Origin of the sequence: Pseudoalteromonas sp. BZK2, from assembly GCF_014349195.1 — a bacterium.
In the GTDB taxonomy this organism is placed as follows: Bacteria; Pseudomonadota; Gammaproteobacteria; order Enterobacterales; family Alteromonadaceae; genus Pseudoalteromonas; species Pseudoalteromonas simplex.
Map to the genome: position 1 here is coordinate 26,764 of NZ_JACSOG010000012.1, position 17,063 is coordinate 43,826.

A 17,063-nucleotide genomic window follows, 5' to 3' on the forward strand; every position below is an offset into this window, starting at 1 on the left:
CTCTTTAAGTTAAAAAGCCATTGTGAAGGGTTACAGTATAACTTACAAGTTTAGTCGTTAAACGACGCTTGGTACTCTGGATCTGCTTGTAGAGCAATGAATTCAGCTTTAGATATAATCGTAACCGACTCATGTAACTCAGAAAAAAACACCATGGCTTCACCACTTTTAAGTTGTTGATGAACCTGTGCTACTTTGCTTTCAATGCTAAATTCTTGCTCGCCGTAATCAGTGCCTTCACGTAAAACATAACTTTCGATTAAATTATACAGAGTCTCTTTATCGAGGCGTTCGTGGGGAATGATCATAACTGCTCTTTTTTAACTAATTGTTGAAAATACTCAGGAACAATTCGTTCAAGCCAATATTCGGGCTTAAAAGGGTTTTTACCGCTAATAAAACCGACATGGCCACCTTGTTCTGAGATGCGTAGCGTAACATGTTCACTCACATCTAAGCTATCTGGCACGGCTTTTATTGATAACATTGGGTCATCTTTGGCGTGCACAATCAGCGTAGGTGTTGCAATGCTTTTTAAAAATGGTTTTGCACTCGCTTGCTGATAGTAATCTTCAGCACCGGCAAAGCCGTGCAATGGTGCCGTGAGCATATTATCGAATTGCCATAAGTCATCAATCGCCATAAGTTTTTCTGGCGTTAGGCTAATTTGCTGTTCGATTTGTGGCAGCTTTCTTTGCATCGATTTTTTCATTCGATCGAGCAAATATTTTTGATAAATCTTACCTAAGCTTTTACGAATAACTTCGCACGATGATGACAAGTCAAATGGTGCCGAAACAACGGCTGCGCCAGTTAAGTTCGATTTAGTACCATGCTCACCTAAATATTTTGCTAGTACATTACCACCTAGTGAAAAGCCCACGGCAAATAACGGGCGTTTTGGGAATTTGCTCTTAAGGTGATTGATGAAAAAGCGTAGGTCTTCTGTTTCGCCGCTGTGATAAGCACGTGCTAAACGGTTAACTTCGCGCGAGCAGTTTCGAAAATGCATTAAAACTACAGCAAAGCCTTGTTGCTTAAGTTTTTTCATCATGCCTTTAGCATAAAAGCTATTTATATTGCCTTCTAAACCATGCAATACAATAGCGAGGGGGGCTTGCTCATTATGAGGTGTTGCCCAAGCCAGTTCTAAAAAGTCACCATCAGGGGTATCGATAGTCGATAAGTCATACCGGGTATTATGAAAAGGGCGAAAAAAGCGCGGCATTATGGTTTGTAAATGGCGATTGCGCATCCACCACGCAGGCTTAAATTCAGGTAACATAGCTGACACTTTCGAAACAAAATAAGCACCTATTGTAGCAAGTTTTTGCTTTTTGAGAACAGCAACAAGATTTTAGCTATACACAAATAAAAAGCCCCTAAACAATAAATTGGATAGGGGCTTTGTGCGTCGTGCTTAATTCTTACTTAGGAACTTCTGCGTCATGTACTTTTTTAATGAAGTAACCAACATAGAAAAGGCATAAAACGATAACAACTGCCAAAATGCCGAATGACATAAATAAAACTGGGTCGCTAAAAAAATCTCTAAAGAATACGTTCATGGTTGTGCCTCCTAATGTCTATGGGTTAATCATAGGCTGGCTTGAGGACGGCAGATATGATCCAGATCAAGCAATTTTCCTGATGCTATAGGAGGTGATTTAATTGTTGATTTGGATCAAGTTTATTAGGGGAGTTCGGAGCTTTTAGCTATAAGTTTTAATCAGATAGAAAGGGGCCTTTACTGAGGGCAGTTCAATTAAGATTGCTACCGACTAGATTTTACTGCTTGTCGCTTAAATAAAGCCTTACATTTTCAGCCTGTTTATGGAGGGTGAATATCATGGTATTTGCTGCGTTTATCAGTAATTGTTGCTGCTTTTTTTCTAGCTTTAATTCTGCGCTAAGTAGCTCTTTGCGAATGGTAGGGTAGTCTGAAACCTCGTTTTGAATGGTTTTAAGGTAGGCGCGTGTGGCTCGTAGGGGCTGTAAAGCCTGTTGGTCAAATTCGGCAATGCACGACTCAAGCTCACTCAGTTGAGAGGGTGTTACAGCCAGCTCTAACGAATCAAGATAATAAAGCAGCAGGCAAAGGTTAACATTTTTGCTTTGCTGGTCTTGATAGCCTAGTAGCTTGGTTTGCATGCCGTCTTTGCTGTAAAGCTTGCATGCAAACTGCCAAAACTGTTCGCTGTTAAGCGGTTTCATCGGCAAAGGCCTGCTCTTTTTCTTCAAGCTCTTCAAGTGCCATGAGCAGCTCTTCTTCAACGTCATTAAGCTTGGGTGTTAAGCTTGCTTGCTTAGTGAGCAGCTCTGTCAGTTTGGCTTTATTTTCATCACTATATAAATCATTATCGGCAAGTGCGTTTTCGATTTCTCCAAGCTCTGTAGAGTACTTATCAAGTTGCTTTTCAAGCTTTTCGATTTGCTTTTTCAACGGCTGCACTGACTTTCTGAACTCAGCTTCTAAGCGCTTTTGCTCTTTGCGGTTAACGCTTGAATGTGCTTTAGGTGCATTGTCTTCAGGGCTTTTAGCAGCTTCTTTATTGGCATTGAGTAGCCATTGGTAATAGGCATCAAGGTCATAACCAAATTGTGTTACTTCGCCGTTATCAACAAGGTAATACTCATCAGCGGTATTTTTAAGCATGTGACGGTCGTGCGATACGGTCACCATAGCACCTTCGAAGCCTTGTAGCGCCATTACTAAGGCATGACGCATTTCTAAGTCTAGGTGGTTGGTTGGCTCATCCAGTAACAGTAGGTTTGGCTTTTGGTACACCAGCATTGCTAGCACTAAACGGGCTTTTTCACCGCCAGAAAATGGCGCAACTGGCTCAAGTGCTTTATCGCCAAAGAATGCAAAACCGCCTAAAAAGTCACGCAATGATTGCTCAGGAGCTTGCGGATTTAAACGTTGTAAATGGGTCACTGCACTGGCTTTTAAATCAAGTGACTCAAGTTGATGCTGCGCAAAGTAACCAATATTTAAGCCCTGATGCTGAAATACTTCACCTGCTTGAGGTTGTAAATCGCCAGCTAATAATTTAATCAGTGTTGACTTACCCGCACCATTTCGGCCAAGCAGCGCAATACGGCTACCCGGCACAAGGTTTAGCTTGATGCTATGCAAAATGGTGGTGTCGCCATAGCCTGCTTTGGCTTGGTCAAGAGTCATTAACGGGTTTGGCAGCGCTGTTGGCTCCGCAAATTCAAAATCAAAGGGTGAGTCAACATGGGCTGGGGCTAACTTTTCCATACGCTCTAGGGCTTTTACGCGGCTTTGTGCTTGCTTAGCTTTACTGGCTTTTGCTTTGAAGCGCGTAATGAATTTTTCTAGGTGAGCAATTTGTTCTTGTTGCTTTTCGAACATCGCTTGTTGCTGTAATAAGCGCTCTGCTTTTTGGCGTTCGAATTGCGAGTAATTGCCTTTATAAACATTTATTTTTTGTGCGTCTATGTGCCAAATTTGGTCAACAACGGCATCTAAGAATTCTCGGTCATGGGAAATAAGCACTAGAGTGCCTGTGTAGGCGCGTAAAAAGCGCTCTAACCAGTAAACGGCATCGAGATCTAAGTGGTTGGTTGGCTCATCTAGCAGTAATAAATCAGCATCACGAATAAGTGCTTGTGCTAAGTTTAAGCGCATACGCCAGCCACCTGAAAAGGCGCTCACTGGGTTGTCAATTTGCTCATTACTAAAACCTAAACCGTGTAATAGCTCACCTGCTTTTGCTTCAATGCTATAGCCTTGAATATGTTCTAGGCCAATATGTGCTTTTGCCTGCGCATCGCCGTCGTTATTTTGCTCGGCTTCGCGTAGTGCAATTCTTAGCGCGTAATATTCAGGGTGACCTTGTAATACATAATCCAGAGCGCTGATTTCGAGCGCGGGAGTTTCTTGTTTTACAGAGGCAATTGACCAGTCTTTAGGAATTTGGCATTCACCGGCATCGAGTTGCAATTCAGACTTTAATAGCGCGAACAGCGTTGATTTACCACAGCCATTAGCACCAACAAGGCCGACTTTATGCTCTGGGAATAAGGTTGCAGAAGCCCCTTTTAGTAAGGCGTTACCACCACGTAGAAGTTCGATGTCTGAAATTTGGATCATGAATGTTTACTTGCACAGCACTGATTAAATTGCCGCTATCATAACACGGATCACATTAGCCTTCGCAATCGTATCAAACAGAGAATTATTAGGCTAAAATAGCCGCCTACATGCCACGGGAGATCATCTATGAGACAAAGAAAACGCTTTATTGCTGGCGCATCGTGCCCTGAATGTAAGGCCATGGATACCATGATGCTTTATAAAGAACATGATGTGGAAAAAGTGGAGTGCGTACAGTGTGGCCACAAAATGACGCAACCAGAGCAGGCTGTACAAGCCTCAACACGCCAATTTGAGCAAGTGATTGGTGTATTTAAGCCGGGCGATTAATTCCCGGCTCTATCACTACTTAATTAATAGTGCGGCGGTGGCGGCTCTTGCATTTGTGACATTAAAGATGGCTGCTGCGCTTCTTTAATCTTTTCTGCAAGTAACTCTGTCTGGCGCTTCATTTTAGCCAGCTGCTGTTGGTGCGCTTTAAGCTCATCGTTTAATATTTCAATTGTTTCATCTTGAAAAGCGACTTTCGCTTCAAGTTCCATTAGACGATCTTCAATTGTATTCATTTGATTCTCTTAGATTAAAACTTTCAGCGAATCCGCTGGAGCTTTCGGTTAATAACGCTTGGTTGTTATCAGTAAACGCAACATCTAACACCACGGCTGATTTCGGGCGGCTTCCTTCACGAGGAATCACTTGCCACGTTTGTAATTTTTTACCTGACTCTAGTTGCCATAAATCAACCAATCGATTGGGTGAACCTGTGGCAATTAAAGTGCCTTCATCGTTAAAACGGACGGCGGTAAAAATTTTCTGACGCGCAATATACGCCAGTTTGCTAACAAGATCACCTGTAGTCAGTTGCCATACATTTGCTTGCTTCATACTGTCTGCGGTAAATGCGTAACGACCTTGTGGATCAAGGGCGACTTGAGTAACGCGACTTGGGTGATTAAAGCGATGGATCACTTGCCCTGTGCGAGTGTCCCAAAAGTAAGCAACATAGTCATTTGAGCCGCTAATGGCGTAGTGACCGTTAGGTGAAAGGTCAACAACATTGACTTTTTCTTGGTGGCCAAGGAACTCTATGCGCCTGCCACTCTCTAAGTCGAGGTAAACGACTACACCGTCGGCGCGACCATATAATACACTGCGCCCTTGGTTACTTATCGCGATATCTCTAATTGTTGAGGCGTGTATTTTGTAATAACCCGTGTTGTTGCCCGTGGCAATGTTCCACACTGCAAAGGTGGACTTCTCAGCGGTAACTGCATGGCTGTTGTCGTACGAGATAGCAACAGTATGGACGAGACTATCTTGGGCTTGTTGTTGAAACCATTGGTATTTTAATACCTGCTGTTGATTATCCCACAATGCAACCCCATGGTGTATTGATGAGATTAAGCTGTATTTACCATCGTGCGACAGCGCGGAGGCGAAGGCACCTTTAGCCGCATGCTCATAGCGTGCAGTTGATTGCTCATGTTGCTCAGAGCAAGCTACAACTAAGCAAAGGCTGAGCAGATACAAAAAAGTACGAAATATCGACATATTACGAGTATTTCCCCTTAACTCTTAGTGATTGAGAGGTTAGACTAGGTCTCGTTGAAGGCCTAGGTTGTTAGTCTAATCGCTGATCATGCATTGGCATGACGTTAGTTATTAGACAAGCAGCCTACCATGTAGGTCGTTAATCTTTAACTAGTAATAATACAATAATTGACAACTGCAAAGTGTGTCGGAGATATAAAATGAAAAAGACGATTAAATTGTCATTGATTGCAGCGTCAGTTTTAGCGCTTACAGCTTGTAATCAGGAAGCAAAAAAAGAACAGCAAGTTGAAGTTAAACTAGAGACTGAAGCTCAACAACAAGCATACGGTATTGGTGCATCTGTTGGTAACTTCTTAAACCAAGACCTTGCTGATAAAAAAGCGCTAGGTGTTGAATTAGACGAAGCACTTCTTAAGCGTGGTTTTGAAGACGCACTAGCGGGTAACGCTAAACTTGATGACGAAAAAATTCGTGAAGTGTTAACTGCACTTGACCAAAGCATTCGCACTAAACAACAAGAAAAAGCGAAAGTAGAATCTGAAAAGAGCAAAGCTGAAGGCGAAAAATACCTAGCTGAAAACGCGAAAAAAGAAGGCGTTACAGTAACTGAGTCTGGCCTACAGTACGAAGTGATCACTGAAGGTGAAGGCGAAAAGCCAGTAGCAACTGACGTTGTTAAAGTACACTACAAAGGCACTTTATTAGACGGTACTGAGTTCGATAGCTCTTACTCACGTAACGAACCAACTACTTTCCCACTTAACCGTGTGATCCCAGGTTGGACTGAAGGTTTACAATTAATGCCTGTTGGCTCTAAGTACAAGTTCACTATTCCATCTGAACTTGCATACGGTGAGCGTGATCTTGGTAAGATCCCTGCAAATTCAACGCTTGTTTTCGAAGTAGAATTACTTGAAATCCAAAGCGATGAAAAAGCTGTTCCAGCTGAGTAATATTTAACTCAATACAAAAAGGGCTGAAAAGCCCTTTTTTTATGCGCGAAGCTTATTAACTAAATGCCGTTTCTTTCATTTTTAATGTGCCACTATCTGCATCAAGCTCAACCACAGTACCAACAGGCAGGATAAATTGGCGCTTAATATGGCCAATCATAGCTCCACGATAAGCAGGGATCCCCAGCGGTTTTATATAATCTGCAAAAATATCATCAAGGGTTAATGAGCCATAACCACGGCCTGGCTTACAGTCATTACAATCGCCAAATACAAAGCCTGCAATTTTATCCAGTGCGCCCATAAGTTTTAGTGTGCTCATCATCCTGTCAATTCTATACGGTGCTTCGTCGATATCTTCTAAAAATAAAATTGCGCCATTAAAGTCAGGTAAATAATTCGAGCCAGCAAGGGCTGTCAGTACCGTTAAATTACCGCCGATTAATCGTCCTGAGGTTTTACCTGATGTAATCGTTTGGGTCAGATACTGAGTGTTAACAAGCTCATCATCGGCTTTTGATAAGTTTTGGAAATGCATCAATTTACGCGCTTCGAACATGCTCTTAAATTGCGCGACATGAAACGGGTTCCAGTCACTTGATGCATTTGGACCATGAAAGCTGATTAACCCAGCTTGAGACAGTAATGCATTGTGAAGAGCGGTAATATCTGAATAGCCCATTAGAGGTTTTGGGTTGTTACGGATCATTGCGTAGTCAAGCAAAGGTAGAATACGGGCAGCGCCTGAACCGCCACGTAAACACAAAATGGCATCAACCTCTTTGTCGCTGAATAAACTATTTAAGTCGCCGGCTCGCATTGCATCAGTGCCAGCTAAATGACCACGTCTTGCTAAAATGTTTGGTGCAAGCTTAGCTTTGTAACCCAGTGCTTCTATAACGCCTTGTGCTAATAAAATATCAGCGTGTGCAGCAGTGGCAGCTGAAGGGCTACATATCCCAATTGTGCCGCCTTTAGGAAGAGCTTTTGGCTTAATTAATGTTTGGGTGCTAGCATTCTGCACCGCCATTAAAGGAGCTGATGTCAGACTTGCGCCAGCGGCAAGAATTGAAAGTGACTTTAAAAATGACCGTTTATTCATAGCGAGCCTCATGTTTTTATAGTATGAGTATCGCATCGAAGAAAATATTTCAAATATTTGTTACGAAATGGAATAGATGATTCTTTTTAGGCAGGCAAAAAGGTGTTTTTCAGCAGAGAGTGTTTCTCTGCTGTGTAACTAAGCTGTTAGCTGGTGTGATTAGAATAAAGGTTATCGATTAACTCATCTTCTAGCTCAAAGCGCAGTTCAAGTGCTTCGCCTAAGATTGATAGGTCTTTATCAAACTCATCAAGCAGGTCATCTTTGTCAATTTCTGCGTATTTGTCGTTAAAGTCGAGTGCCACATCTGTGGTTTCAGAAATGCGCGGGTATAAGGCATTAGCCAGCTTTTGGCTTTCAGGACCTTTTTCTTCACACGCTTTGGCAATGTCGTCGTAAATTTCGAAATGGCCAGCAGAAAGGTAATCCATCAGAATTTGGCAAAAGTTTTGAATTTGCAGCTGATCAGGAAGGGCGTGATCTTTCTTTTCGTACGGTGAAAAGCCTGCAATACGGCAGAACAACACAAGCAGCTCTTGACGTTCTGTGAGCCATTTGTCGATTACAGAGTGACTACCACCCCACTTTTGTTGAGCTTTTTCCAAACGCGTCAGCATATTTCATCTCCTCGCTGAGTAGGTTTTCCTTTGTATATATAAAAAGGAAATATGACACAAAGATCAACTAAATTCTTAGTGTCTAATTGCAACAGATTGTAAAAGTCATTCTAAAGGCATAGTTTTCAGCATTGAATAAGCTAAAAAATTCCTTGTTTTTTAGAGTGGACTTTTTTTGCTCTCATTGCAGTGTATGGGAATTGATTCAAAACTACTAGTATTAATTTTGCGATTTTTATCTAAGCGGATGAGTTGTAATTTGCTGATTTAGAAAAGAAAAAACCACCAAAATTGGTGGTTTAATTCTTTTTCTAAGACTTGTTAAAACAAGCGTTCTTATTATTATGGGAAGATTGTTGTTCTTATTGTTATAAGATTTTTATTATTGTTTTTGTTAACGCGGGATAAGTTATACCAAGCTTTTTTGTATGTTGCAAATTTATTAATGAAAAGTTTTAAATTTATTTTGTTTTCGCTCAAAAAACACACTATAGGCTTAGGTAGGCTTAAAAAACATGATCTATATCTAGCCTTGATTATCTATCCATAGTGAGACGCGCAATATGGTGATACAATCTGCTCAATTTCATTCAGTTCTAGGATTCTATACGCATGAGCGAATTAAAAAACGATCGTTATTTACGTGCACTACAAAAGCAACCTGTTGATGTCACACCGGTATGGATGATGCGCCAAGCTGGCCGTTATTTACCTGAATACCGTGCTACACGTGCCCAAGCAGGCGACTTTATGAGTTTATGTAAAAACGCTGAACTTGCTTGTGAAGTAACGTTACAGCCATTACGTCGTTATCCGCTTGATGCTGCAATTCTATTCAGTGATATTTTAACTATTCCAGATGCTATGGGCTTAGGTCTTTACTTTGAAACAGGTGAAGGTCCAAAATTTGAACGTCCGATTTCTTCATTAGCAGATGTTAAAAAAATCCCAAATATCGATCCAACTGATGAGCTTGGTTATGTGATGAATGCGGTAAGTACGATTCGTCGCGAATTAAAAGGTGAAGTACCGCTAATTGGTTTCTCTGGTTCACCTTGGACACTTGCCACTTACATGGTTGAAGGTGGTAGCAGCAAAACATTCGGTAAAATCAAGAAAATGGCCTTTGCAGATCCACAAACACTGCACCTATTACTTGATAAATTAGCTGACTCAGTAATCGACTATTTAAACGCGCAAGTTAAAGCGGGCGCGCAATCCTTAATGGTATTTGACTCATGGGGCGGTGTATTAAGCCCACGTGACTATAATGAGTTTTCATTACAATACATGCACAAGATTGTTGATGGCTTAATTCGCGAATACGATGGCCGTAAAGTGCCAGTGACATTATTTACTAAAAATGGTGGTCAGTGGATTGAAGCAATTGCAGCAACAGGCTGTGATGCAGTAGGTCTAGACTGGACTATTAACATTGGTGATGCAAAACGTCGTGTCGGCGATAAAGTCGCGCTGCAAGGTAACATGGACCCAGCAATGCTGCATGGCACGCCTGAGCGTATTCGCCAAGAAGTTGCTACTATCCTAGAAGACTTTGGTACAGGCTCTGGCCATGTATTTAACCTAGGTCACGGTATTACACCAGATGTAGACCCAGAAAACGCAGGTGTATTTATCAACGCTGTTCATGAATTCAGTGGTAAATACCACAAGTAAGCAAAAGCTAGTCATAAAAAAGCCCGCATTAAGCGGGCTTTTTTGTAAGTTACTTAAACAAACGATTTAAACCATTTAGTGCAGCTACGCGATAGGCTTCAGCCATAGTCGGGTAGTTGAACGTGGTATTTACAAAGTAATCAATGTTATTACCGCCGTTCTTTTGTTCCATAATAGCTTGACCGATGTGAACGATTTCAGAGGCACGCTCACCGAAGCAGTGCACACCCAGTACTTCTTTGGTATCAACGTGGAATAAAATCTTTAAGCTACCCACCTCGGTGCCAGCAATTTGTGCACGCGCTAAATGTTTAAATTGAGCACGGCCCACCTCGTAAGGGACTTTTGCAGCTGTTAACTCTTGCTCTGTTTTACCCACTGAGCTCATTTCAGGGATTGTATAAATACCTGCTGGAATATCAATGATCAGCTTCTCATCGCAATTACCACATGCAATCGCATCGGCTGCAATACGGCCTTGGTCAAATGCTGCACTAGCAAGGCTTGGGTAACCTATTACATCGCCCACAGCATAAATGTTGTCGACTTCTGTTTGGTATGTTTCGTTCACCTTAAGCTGGCCACGACCATCCGCTTTTAGGCCAACAGCTTCAAGGTTTAATGTGTCTGTGTTACCCGTACGGCCATTGGCAAATAAAATACAGTCAGCTTTTACGCGCTTGCCTGATTTCAAGTGCATTACCACACAGTCATCACGGGTTTCTACACGATCAAACTCTTCATTATGACGAATAACAATACCGCTATTCCAAAAGTGATAGCTTAGAGCGTCTGAAATTTCTGCATCCATAAAGGCAAGTAGGCGGTCACGGGTATTCACTAGGTCAACCTTGGCGCCTAAACCTTTAAAAATAGAGGCGTATTCACAACCAATTACACCAGCACCATAAATGAGCACACGATGAGGGTCATCTTCAAGGCCTAAAATGGTATCGCTGTCGTAAATGCGCGGATGTTTAAAGTCTACACCTGGTGGACGGTAAGGGCGCGAGCCAGTAGCAATAACGATTGTTTGTGCAGTAAGCGTTTCAAACGAACCGTCTAGGTGCGTCACTTTAATAGTGTGTTTATCAATAAACTCAGCATCACCTTGATACATATGAATGCGGTTACGTTCATAAAAGCTGCTACGTAAATTAGATTGCTTTGAAATGACGTTACTTGCGTGGCGCAAAATATCTGGGAAAGTTAAGCGGTTAGGGCGCTCACTAATATTAAATAGCGGATTTGCTTTATATTCAATATAACGGCTTACAGAATGACGTAATGCTTTTGACGGGATAGTACCCCAGTGCACACAACCGCCGCCTACTGCTTCTTGACGCTCAATAACAGCGACTTTCTTATTACTTTTAGATAGGTTCATGGCGGTACCTTCACCGCCAGGACCTGTACCTATGATGATTGCATCATATTGATAAGATGGAGTATCTTTTTGCTTTACTTGTTGTTTGGCCACAGCCGCTCCTATGTTAACTAAAAGAGGCTTTTAACAACCTCGCATTTAGTGCAAGCCAAGCCTGCTTTTGGTTTTCCCAAGCGGCTTCAAGCTCGTGATATTGTGTCATTAATGCTGATTTTTCACACTGTTTCATCATTTTATTGCGTTTGATTTCTAACACGCGTTTTTGCAAGGCACAGAAGTGTTGCAGTTTTTTCAGCAGTAAATCGTACTCAGATTGTAATAATGTAAGCTTATCTTGCGCTAAAGGCAATTTTGCAAGGCGACCTTGAGTCTTATTCATCAAGGTTTCTGCCTTGGCTTTTTCGATTCGCTCAATCGGTGTGCGCTTTAATTTTGAAGCAAGACCGATTGCCGCTAAAGAGCGGATCATCCACTTAGTTGGATCATAGTGATACCACTTAATGCCATTGCGATAGTCGCTAGCAAAAATATGGTGGAAGTTATGATAGCCTTCACCGTATGTGAATAGCGCTAAAAAGCCATTATCACGGGCGGTGTTTTTTTCTGTGTACGGACGTGAACCCCAGATATGCGCCAGCGAGTTGATAAAAAAGGTAAAATGTTGGCTCAATACCAAGCGCAGTAAACCAACTAGTAATAACATGCCCCATACATCGCCAAGCATTAAACCAAGTAGTAAAGGAATACCAAAATTAGTCGCGACGACTAACTTCATATAGTGACGGTGTTGCCACATAACGACTTTGTTTTTTTGTAAGTCACGGCAGTTACTGTAGTTACCGTATTGCTCGCCTTGATAATCACGCAGCATCCAACCGATGTGGCTATACCAAAAGCCATTAGTAGCGGCGTAAGGGTCTTTGATAGGATCATCGACTTGACCATGGTGAATACGGTGATCGCTACTCCAGTGCAAGGCACTATTTTGTAATGCAAAAGCACCACCTAAGGCAAAAATTACTTCAATAACAGGATGCACATCATAGGCTTTGTGTGCCCACAAGCGGTGATAACCTGCAGTAATAGAAAGTCCGGCGTAGAACATACAGCCAACAAAGGCTATCCACTGTGTACTGGTGTATCCGTAGCTAAAGCCATACCAAGGAACAAGGGTGATCGCGGCCAAAAATGTAAGGCTAAAAAATAGCACATTGGTCCAAATAATCGGTGGTTTTTTCATCTGAATAAATCTCGGCGTACAGTTGTACGCTAAAATAGTGTTTCATTCTCTCCGCGTCAAGTATTAGACTAGCTCATTAACCGAAAAATCATTAAAAGTTCACGCTGGGAGTTTCCATGTCGGGTGTTAGAGCGCAACAGAAACAAAAAACACGACAAGCACTAATCGAGGCTGCATTCAATCAATTGAGTGCCGATCATAGTTTTTCTAATTTAAGCTTACGTGAAGTTGCCCGTGAAGCAGGGATTGCCCCCACCTCTTTTTACCGCCACTTTAAAGACATGAATGAGCTTGGTTTGACCATGGTTGATGAAGCTGGTTTAACACTGCGTCAACTTATGCGCCAAGCGCGTCGCCGTATTGAGAGCGGCGGTAGTGTGATCACGACATCAATCGTGACCTTTATGGAGTTCATCGATAACTCGAGCAACCAATTTAGATTGTTATTGCGTGAGCGCTCAGGAACTTCAAAAGCATTTCGTGCTGCGGTTGCTCGTGAAATTAAACATTTCATTTTAGAGCTTGCGCATTACCTTGAAAGCGAAACTCCGTGCGACCCAACTCATGCATATATTCAAGCCGAAGCCATGGTGACTTTAGTATTTAATGCTGGTGCCGAAGCCCTCGATATTGAAGGGACACAACGTGAAGAACTGGTTGAACGCTTGATCTGGCAATTACGCTATATTGCTCGCGGTGCCACTTTGTATGGTCGTGATAGTAAAGGTAATGTAGAAAAAACAGCCTAAAGCATGGTGGATTTTTGTTCCTGTTTTATGTATTGTTCGCTGCCAAATTAAGTAACTAATTTTTCGTTATTCAGTTACCTCAAAATATGAATAAATAGCGAGGACGCATATGCTCACCAAGGATCCGGTGAATGATACTCATGCCCATTTTTTAGAACAGAGTGAAGAAACAACGGTAAAAAACAGCCCAAGCTTTCGGGACTTGAGCCGCAGTTTGTTATACTCGCTACCGAAAAGTGTGCAAAAGAAAATTCAAGATAACCTGCTTGGCGTATTAGACGCTCATCAGGTCTCACAATTTCGAGATGACAAACGCTGCCAGTTTTGGATTAACCAAAATGGTTGGAAGCGAGTTCCCTACAGTCAGTTTCGCCATGTTTATAGCCGAATTGCGCTATACCCAAAAAGCGCTACTATTTCAAAGAACCATAGCTCAGAGACTGCTAGCAATGCAACATCAGTAGATTTGAGAGATCAACAAGCTAGGCTATTACAAAGCAATGGCAACGAAGGACAACCCAACAGGATAGATCAACACATAATTTATACTCGTCGTGTTATCTACAGAACTGTGAATTCTCACCATCAAATTTATTAACCACAGAGTTAAATATTTTCTTTACGTTTTCTAGTTACAGATTGCTCGATCATTATTTTATTTATCATGTTTAGTAAGTAGGGTTGGTATTTTTATTTGTGTAATTGTTGTTGCCTGGGTTTTTTAACCTTTCGTGGACGTGATTTTATCGATTTTGTGGAAAAATTATGCTTGCAAGCTGGTTTTTTGAATGTTAAAAATACAGCCACTGAACACACATTTAGTAAATTAAGATGCAAATTACACATTCAATTACATTAAAACTAAACCTCTTACTGCTTAAATCAGTGAGCGGGGCTTAGTGTATTTGCATTTGTAGAACATTAAAAAACCCCGCAACCGCGGGGTTTTTTTTATCTCGCTAATGGGTCATTGGGAACGAGGACAGTTTATGAAAGATAAGGTTTGGATTTTTGACACAACGTTACGTGATGGTGAGCAAGCATTAAAAGCAAGCCTAACCGAAGACGACAAAATTCAACTTGCGCATACCATTAGCCGCTTAAATGTGGATGTAATGGAAGTGGGTTTTCCGGTATCTAGCCCGGCAGATTTTCGCTCTGTACAGCGCATTGCGACTGAAGTGAAAGGGCCGATTATTTGTGGCTTAGCACGTGCTGTAGCAAAAGATATTGAAGCATGTGGTGAAGCGCTTCGCCCGGCAGAGCAGGGCCGTATTCATACATTTATTGCAACCAGCCCATTACACCTTGAACACAAATTACGTATGAGCTTAGACGATGCAACGGCAATGGCTGTTAAGTCGATTAAACTTGCGCGTAACTACACCGATGACGTTGAGTTTTCTTGTGAAGATGCAGGCCGTACACCGCATTGGGATTTATGCCGCATCGTTGAAAGTGCTATTGATGCGGGTGCATCAACTATCAACTTACCTGACACCGTAGGCTATGTAACGCCAGACGAATACGCTGCGATGATCCATCACTTAATGAACAATGTGCCAAATATCGACAAGGCGCGTTTAAGCGTGCATTGCCATAACGATTTAGGTTTAGCGGTTGCTAACTCAATCGCAGCGGTACAAGCCGGTGCTCGCCAAATCGAATGTACGATTAATGGTATTGGTGAGCGCGCAGGTAACTGTTCGCTTGAAGAAGTGGCGATGATCATGAAGATGCGTGAAGACCACTTAAAAGTGCATACCGATATTCGTAGTGAAGAAATTTACCGTGCTTCGCGTCAAGTCGCGAAGATTTGTAATATGCCAGTACAACCAAACAAAGCAATTGTTGGTGAAAATGCCTTTGCACACAGCTCAGGGATCCACCAAGACGGCGTATTAAAAGCCCAAAACACTTACGAAATTATGTCGCCAGAAAGTGTCGGTGTACCTAATAATCAATTAAACATGACTTCGCGTTCAGGTCGTCATGTTATTGAGCATCGTTTAGAAGAGTTAGGCTATCAAAAATCTGATTACGATATGGATAGCTTATACAGCAGCTTCTTAGCATTAGCAGACCAGAAAGGTACTGTGTATGACTACGACTTAGAAGCGATGATTTACTTTAATCAAATCAAAGATAAAGACGAGAAGTACCAACTTGAGTTTGTTAACTCTACGTCTAACTCACAATCAGTGGCGAGCTCAACAATCGGCATGACAATTGATGGCGAGTCTAAGCAAGAGGCAGCAACAGGTAACGGCCCTGTCGAAGCATCATTCTTAGCAATTGAGCGCTTAACGGGTATGTCGGTTGAGATGATTGAATATAACCTAGAAGCAACAGGCCAAGGCGCCAGCTCGCTAGGACAAGTGAATATTATCGCTAAATACGATGGTCGCCCATATCACGGCGCGGGCATTGCAGCGGATGTGGTTGAAGCGTCAGTACGCGCCATGATCCGCGTTTATAACTTAATTTATCGTGCACAAAAAGTGTCTGATTTAAAACAACAGAGGAAAGCAGGATGAGTCAATCGAATTACAGTATCGCAGTATTAGCAGGCGACGGGATTGGTCCAGAAGTTATGGCAGCAGCAGAAACCGTCTTGGATGCTGTAAGCGAAAAATTTGGTTTTACTTTGACTCGTCATCATCACGCGATTGGTGGTGCTGCTATTGATGAGTTTGGCCAGGCACTGCCGCAAAGTACATTGAGTGCTTGTGAAAATGCCGATGCGATTTTATTTGGCTCGGTAGGCGGCCCTAAATGGGAAAGCTTACCACCGAATGAGCAACCAGAGCGAGCTTCACTGTTGCCATTGCGTAAGCATTTTGGTTTGTTCTGTAATTTACGCCCAGCACAATTATTACCAGCACTAAGTGCTGCATCACCGCTGCGTGCAGATATCAGTGCACAAGGCTTTGACATCTTATGTGTGCGCGAGTTAACCGGTGGTATTTATTTCGGTGAAAAAGGCCGCAGTGGCGAAGGGGAGCAAGAAGCTGCTTTCGATACCCAAACATACTCACGTAAAGAAATTGAGCGCATCGCACGCTTTGCATTTGAAGCCGCTAAGCTGCGTAGTAATCATGTTACCTCGGTTGATAAAGCGAATGTGTTGGCGACCAGCGTACTTTGGCGTGAAGTGGTCTCTGAAGTGAGCAAAGACTACCCAGAGGTAAGCCTTGACTACATTTATGTTGATAACGCGGCAATGCAGTTAGTTAAACAGCCAAGTCAGTTTGATGTATTACTTTGCGATAACTTATTTGGTGACATTTTGTCTGATGAGTGCGCGATGATCACCGGCTCTATGGGCTTATTACCATCAGCGAGTTTAAATCAGTCTGGCTTTGGTTTGTATGAGCCAGCTGGTGGCTCAGCACCTGATATCGCTGGCAAAGGTGTTGCAAACCCAATCGCACAAATTTTAAGTGCTGCGCTTATGTTGCGTTACTCACTAGGGCAAGATGAAGCGGCTCGTACGATTGAAAAAGCGGTGGCAGAAGCGGTTGAAGCAGGTGTTGGCACGCCAGATATCTACCCAAATGCAGGGTACACCACCAGTGATGTTGCTGCGGCAATTGTGGCACGTATTTAATTAAAAATTGTTTGCGCTGAGCTCGTCACTCAGCGTAACTAAAATGAGGGA

At 42.4% G+C, this 17,063-nt stretch carries 18 protein-coding genes; 7 read left to right on the top strand and 11 right to left on the bottom strand.

Translation table 11 applies throughout. The annotated features are described in order from the left end of the window. Positions 1-50: 50 nt before the first annotated feature. From BIZ38_RS08930 to BIZ38_RS08950, 5 genes are all read right to left on the bottom strand, one after another. Positions 51-308 (bottom strand): YheU family protein, encoded by a 258-nt coding sequence (locus BIZ38_RS08930; protein WP_138600969.1) that lies wholly within the window; start codon positions 306-308, stop codon positions 51-53. Next, positions 305-1,285, bottom strand: coding sequence for a hydrolase (locus BIZ38_RS08935; protein WP_054554494.1), 981 nt, complete (start codon positions 1,283-1,285; stop codon positions 305-307). The genes BIZ38_RS08930 and BIZ38_RS08935 overlap by 4 nt, the downstream gene beginning before the upstream one ends. A gap of 142 nt (positions 1,286-1,427) precedes the next feature. Continuing rightward, the gene (locus BIZ38_RS08940) at positions 1,428-1,568 is read right to left on the bottom strand and encodes a DUF3149 domain-containing protein (protein WP_074989877.1); all 141 of its coding nucleotides are present in this window, start codon (positions 1,566-1,568) and stop codon (positions 1,428-1,430) included. A gap of 220 nt (positions 1,569-1,788) precedes the next feature. Beyond that, positions 1,789-2,214, bottom strand: a complete 426-nt coding sequence (locus BIZ38_RS08945; RefSeq protein ID WP_138618474.1) for a TIGR02444 family protein — start codon at positions 2,212-2,214, stop codon at positions 1,789-1,791. Then, positions 2,201-4,120 carry an ATP-binding cassette domain-containing protein gene (locus BIZ38_RS08950; RefSeq protein ID WP_054554492.1) on the bottom strand — a complete coding sequence of 640 codons (1,920 nt, stop codon included), beginning with the start codon at positions 4,118-4,120 and terminating at the stop codon, positions 2,201-2,203. The genes BIZ38_RS08945 and BIZ38_RS08950 overlap by 14 nt, the downstream gene beginning before the upstream one ends. Positions 4,121-4,249: 129 nt before the next feature. Here BIZ38_RS08950 and BIZ38_RS08955 point away from each other — a divergent pair, with 129 nt between their 5' ends. Continuing rightward, positions 4,250-4,453, top strand: coding sequence for a YheV family putative zinc ribbon protein (locus BIZ38_RS08955; RefSeq protein ID WP_054554491.1), 204 nt, complete (start codon positions 4,250-4,252; stop codon positions 4,451-4,453). 23 nt (positions 4,454-4,476) lie between these two features. On the opposite strand, the gene BIZ38_RS08960 is transcribed toward BIZ38_RS08955, so the two are convergent. Further along, positions 4,477-4,689 carry a SlyX family protein gene (locus BIZ38_RS08960; RefSeq protein ID WP_054554490.1) on the bottom strand — a complete coding sequence of 71 codons (213 nt, stop codon included), beginning with the start codon at positions 4,687-4,689 and terminating at the stop codon, positions 4,477-4,479. Next, complete coding sequence (locus tag BIZ38_RS08965; protein WP_054554489.1) at positions 4,676-5,674, bottom strand: WD40 repeat domain-containing protein; 999 nt, start codon at positions 5,672-5,674, stop codon at positions 4,676-4,678. The genes BIZ38_RS08960 and BIZ38_RS08965 overlap by 14 nt, the downstream gene beginning before the upstream one ends. A 200-nt stretch (positions 5,675-5,874) precedes the next feature. Here BIZ38_RS08965 and fkpA point away from each other — a divergent pair, with 200 nt between their 5' ends. Beyond that, a complete protein-coding gene (gene fkpA, locus BIZ38_RS08970) occupies positions 5,875-6,630 on the top strand; it encodes an FKBP-type peptidyl-prolyl cis-trans isomerase (protein WP_054554488.1) in 756 nt (251 codons plus the stop codon). Positions 6,631-6,685: 55 nt separating this feature from the next. Here the strand turns inward: fkpA and BIZ38_RS08975 are convergent, their stop codons facing one another. Continuing rightward, complete coding sequence (locus BIZ38_RS08975) at positions 6,686-7,732, bottom strand: LD-carboxypeptidase (protein ID WP_187490141.1); 1,047 nt, start codon at positions 7,730-7,732, stop codon at positions 6,686-6,688. Between the two features lie 146 nt (positions 7,733-7,878). Then, complete coding sequence (gene rsd, locus BIZ38_RS08980; protein WP_187490142.1) at positions 7,879-8,349, bottom strand: sigma D regulator; 471 nt, start codon at positions 8,347-8,349, stop codon at positions 7,879-7,881. Between the two features lie 612 nt (positions 8,350-8,961). On the opposite strand from rsd, the gene hemE reads away from it, so the two are divergent. Further along, positions 8,962-10,026, top strand: a complete 1,065-nt coding sequence (gene hemE, locus BIZ38_RS08985) for a uroporphyrinogen decarboxylase (protein WP_054554485.1) — start codon at positions 8,962-8,964, stop codon at positions 10,024-10,026. Between the two features lie 49 nt (positions 10,027-10,075). Here the strand turns inward: hemE and sthA are convergent, their stop codons facing one another. Next, the gene (gene sthA / locus BIZ38_RS08990; RefSeq protein ID WP_054562900.1) at positions 10,076-11,506 is read right to left on the bottom strand and encodes a Si-specific NAD(P)(+) transhydrogenase; all 1,431 of its coding nucleotides are present in this window, start codon (positions 11,504-11,506) and stop codon (positions 10,076-10,078) included. 13 nt (positions 11,507-11,519) lie between these two features. After that, complete coding sequence (locus BIZ38_RS08995) at positions 11,520-12,653, bottom strand: acyl-CoA desaturase (RefSeq protein ID WP_058586121.1); 1,134 nt, start codon at positions 12,651-12,653, stop codon at positions 11,520-11,522. Positions 12,654-12,769: 116 nt separating this feature from the next. Here BIZ38_RS08995 and fabR point away from each other — a divergent pair, with 116 nt between their 5' ends. The 4 genes from fabR to leuB all read left to right on the top strand — a co-directional run bounded on the left by fabR (position 12,770) and on the right by leuB (position 17,012). Then, entirely contained in the window at positions 12,770-13,402 is a 633-nt protein-coding gene (gene fabR / locus BIZ38_RS09000) for an HTH-type transcriptional repressor FabR (protein WP_166341163.1), read from the top strand. A gap of 109 nt (positions 13,403-13,511) precedes the next feature. Continuing rightward, positions 13,512-14,000 (top strand): hypothetical protein, encoded by a 489-nt coding sequence (locus BIZ38_RS09005; RefSeq protein WP_166341161.1) that lies wholly within the window; start codon positions 13,512-13,514, stop codon positions 13,998-14,000. Between the two features lie 391 nt (positions 14,001-14,391). Next, on the top strand, positions 14,392-15,939 hold the full coding sequence (gene leuA, locus BIZ38_RS09010; RefSeq protein ID WP_063528590.1) for a 2-isopropylmalate synthase: 1,548 nt from the start codon (positions 14,392-14,394) through the stop codon (positions 15,937-15,939). Continuing rightward, complete coding sequence (gene leuB / locus BIZ38_RS09015) at positions 15,936-17,012, top strand: 3-isopropylmalate dehydrogenase (protein ID WP_187490143.1); 1,077 nt, start codon at positions 15,936-15,938, stop codon at positions 17,010-17,012. Before leuA ends, leuB begins: the two co-directional genes overlap by 4 nt. The last annotated feature ends 51 nt before the right edge of the window (positions 17,013-17,063 follow it).

Bases quoted from the DNA above. Each gene is read 5' to 3' on its own strand.
- BIZ38_RS08930 (WP_138600969.1), bottom strand. From the start codon at position 308: ATGATCATTCCCCACGAACGCCTCGATAAAGAGACTCTGTATAATTTA.
- BIZ38_RS08935 (WP_054554494.1), bottom strand. From the start codon at position 1,285: ATGTTACCTGAATTTAAGCCTGCGTGGTGGATGCGCAATCGCCATTTA.
- BIZ38_RS08940 (WP_074989877.1), bottom strand. From the start codon at position 1,568: ATGAACGTATTCTTTAGAGATTTTTTTAGCGACCCAGTTTTATTTATG.
- BIZ38_RS08945 (WP_138618474.1), bottom strand. From the start codon at position 2,214: ATGAAACCGCTTAACAGCGAACAGTTTTGGCAGTTTGCATGCAAGCTT.
- BIZ38_RS08950 (WP_054554492.1), bottom strand. From the start codon at position 4,120: ATGATCCAAATTTCAGACATCGAACTTCTACGTGGTGGTAACGCCTTA.
- BIZ38_RS08955 (WP_054554491.1), top strand. From the start codon at position 4,250: ATGAGACAAAGAAAACGCTTTATTGCTGGCGCATCGTGCCCTGAATGT.
- BIZ38_RS08960 (WP_054554490.1), bottom strand. From the start codon at position 4,689: ATGAATACAATTGAAGATCGTCTAATGGAACTTGAAGCGAAAGTCGCT.
- BIZ38_RS08965 (WP_054554489.1), bottom strand. From the start codon at position 5,674: ATGTCGATATTTCGTACTTTTTTGTATCTGCTCAGCCTTTGCTTAGTT.
- fkpA (WP_054554488.1), top strand. From the start codon at position 5,875: ATGAAAAAGACGATTAAATTGTCATTGATTGCAGCGTCAGTTTTAGCG.
- BIZ38_RS08975 (WP_187490141.1), bottom strand. From the start codon at position 7,732: ATGAATAAACGGTCATTTTTAAAGTCACTTTCAATTCTTGCCGCTGGC.
- rsd (WP_187490142.1), bottom strand. From the start codon at position 8,349: ATGCTGACGCGTTTGGAAAAAGCTCAACAAAAGTGGGGTGGTAGTCAC.
- hemE (WP_054554485.1), top strand. From the start codon at position 8,962: ATGAGCGAATTAAAAAACGATCGTTATTTACGTGCACTACAAAAGCAA.
- BIZ38_RS08995 (WP_058586121.1), bottom strand. From the start codon at position 12,653: ATGAAAAAACCACCGATTATTTGGACCAATGTGCTATTTTTTAGCCTT.
- fabR (WP_166341163.1), top strand. From the start codon at position 12,770: ATGTCGGGTGTTAGAGCGCAACAGAAACAAAAAACACGACAAGCACTA.
- BIZ38_RS09005 (WP_166341161.1), top strand. From the start codon at position 13,512: ATGCTCACCAAGGATCCGGTGAATGATACTCATGCCCATTTTTTAGAA.
- leuA (WP_063528590.1), top strand. From the start codon at position 14,392: ATGAAAGATAAGGTTTGGATTTTTGACACAACGTTACGTGATGGTGAG.
- leuB (WP_187490143.1), top strand. From the start codon at position 15,936: ATGAGTCAATCGAATTACAGTATCGCAGTATTAGCAGGCGACGGGATT.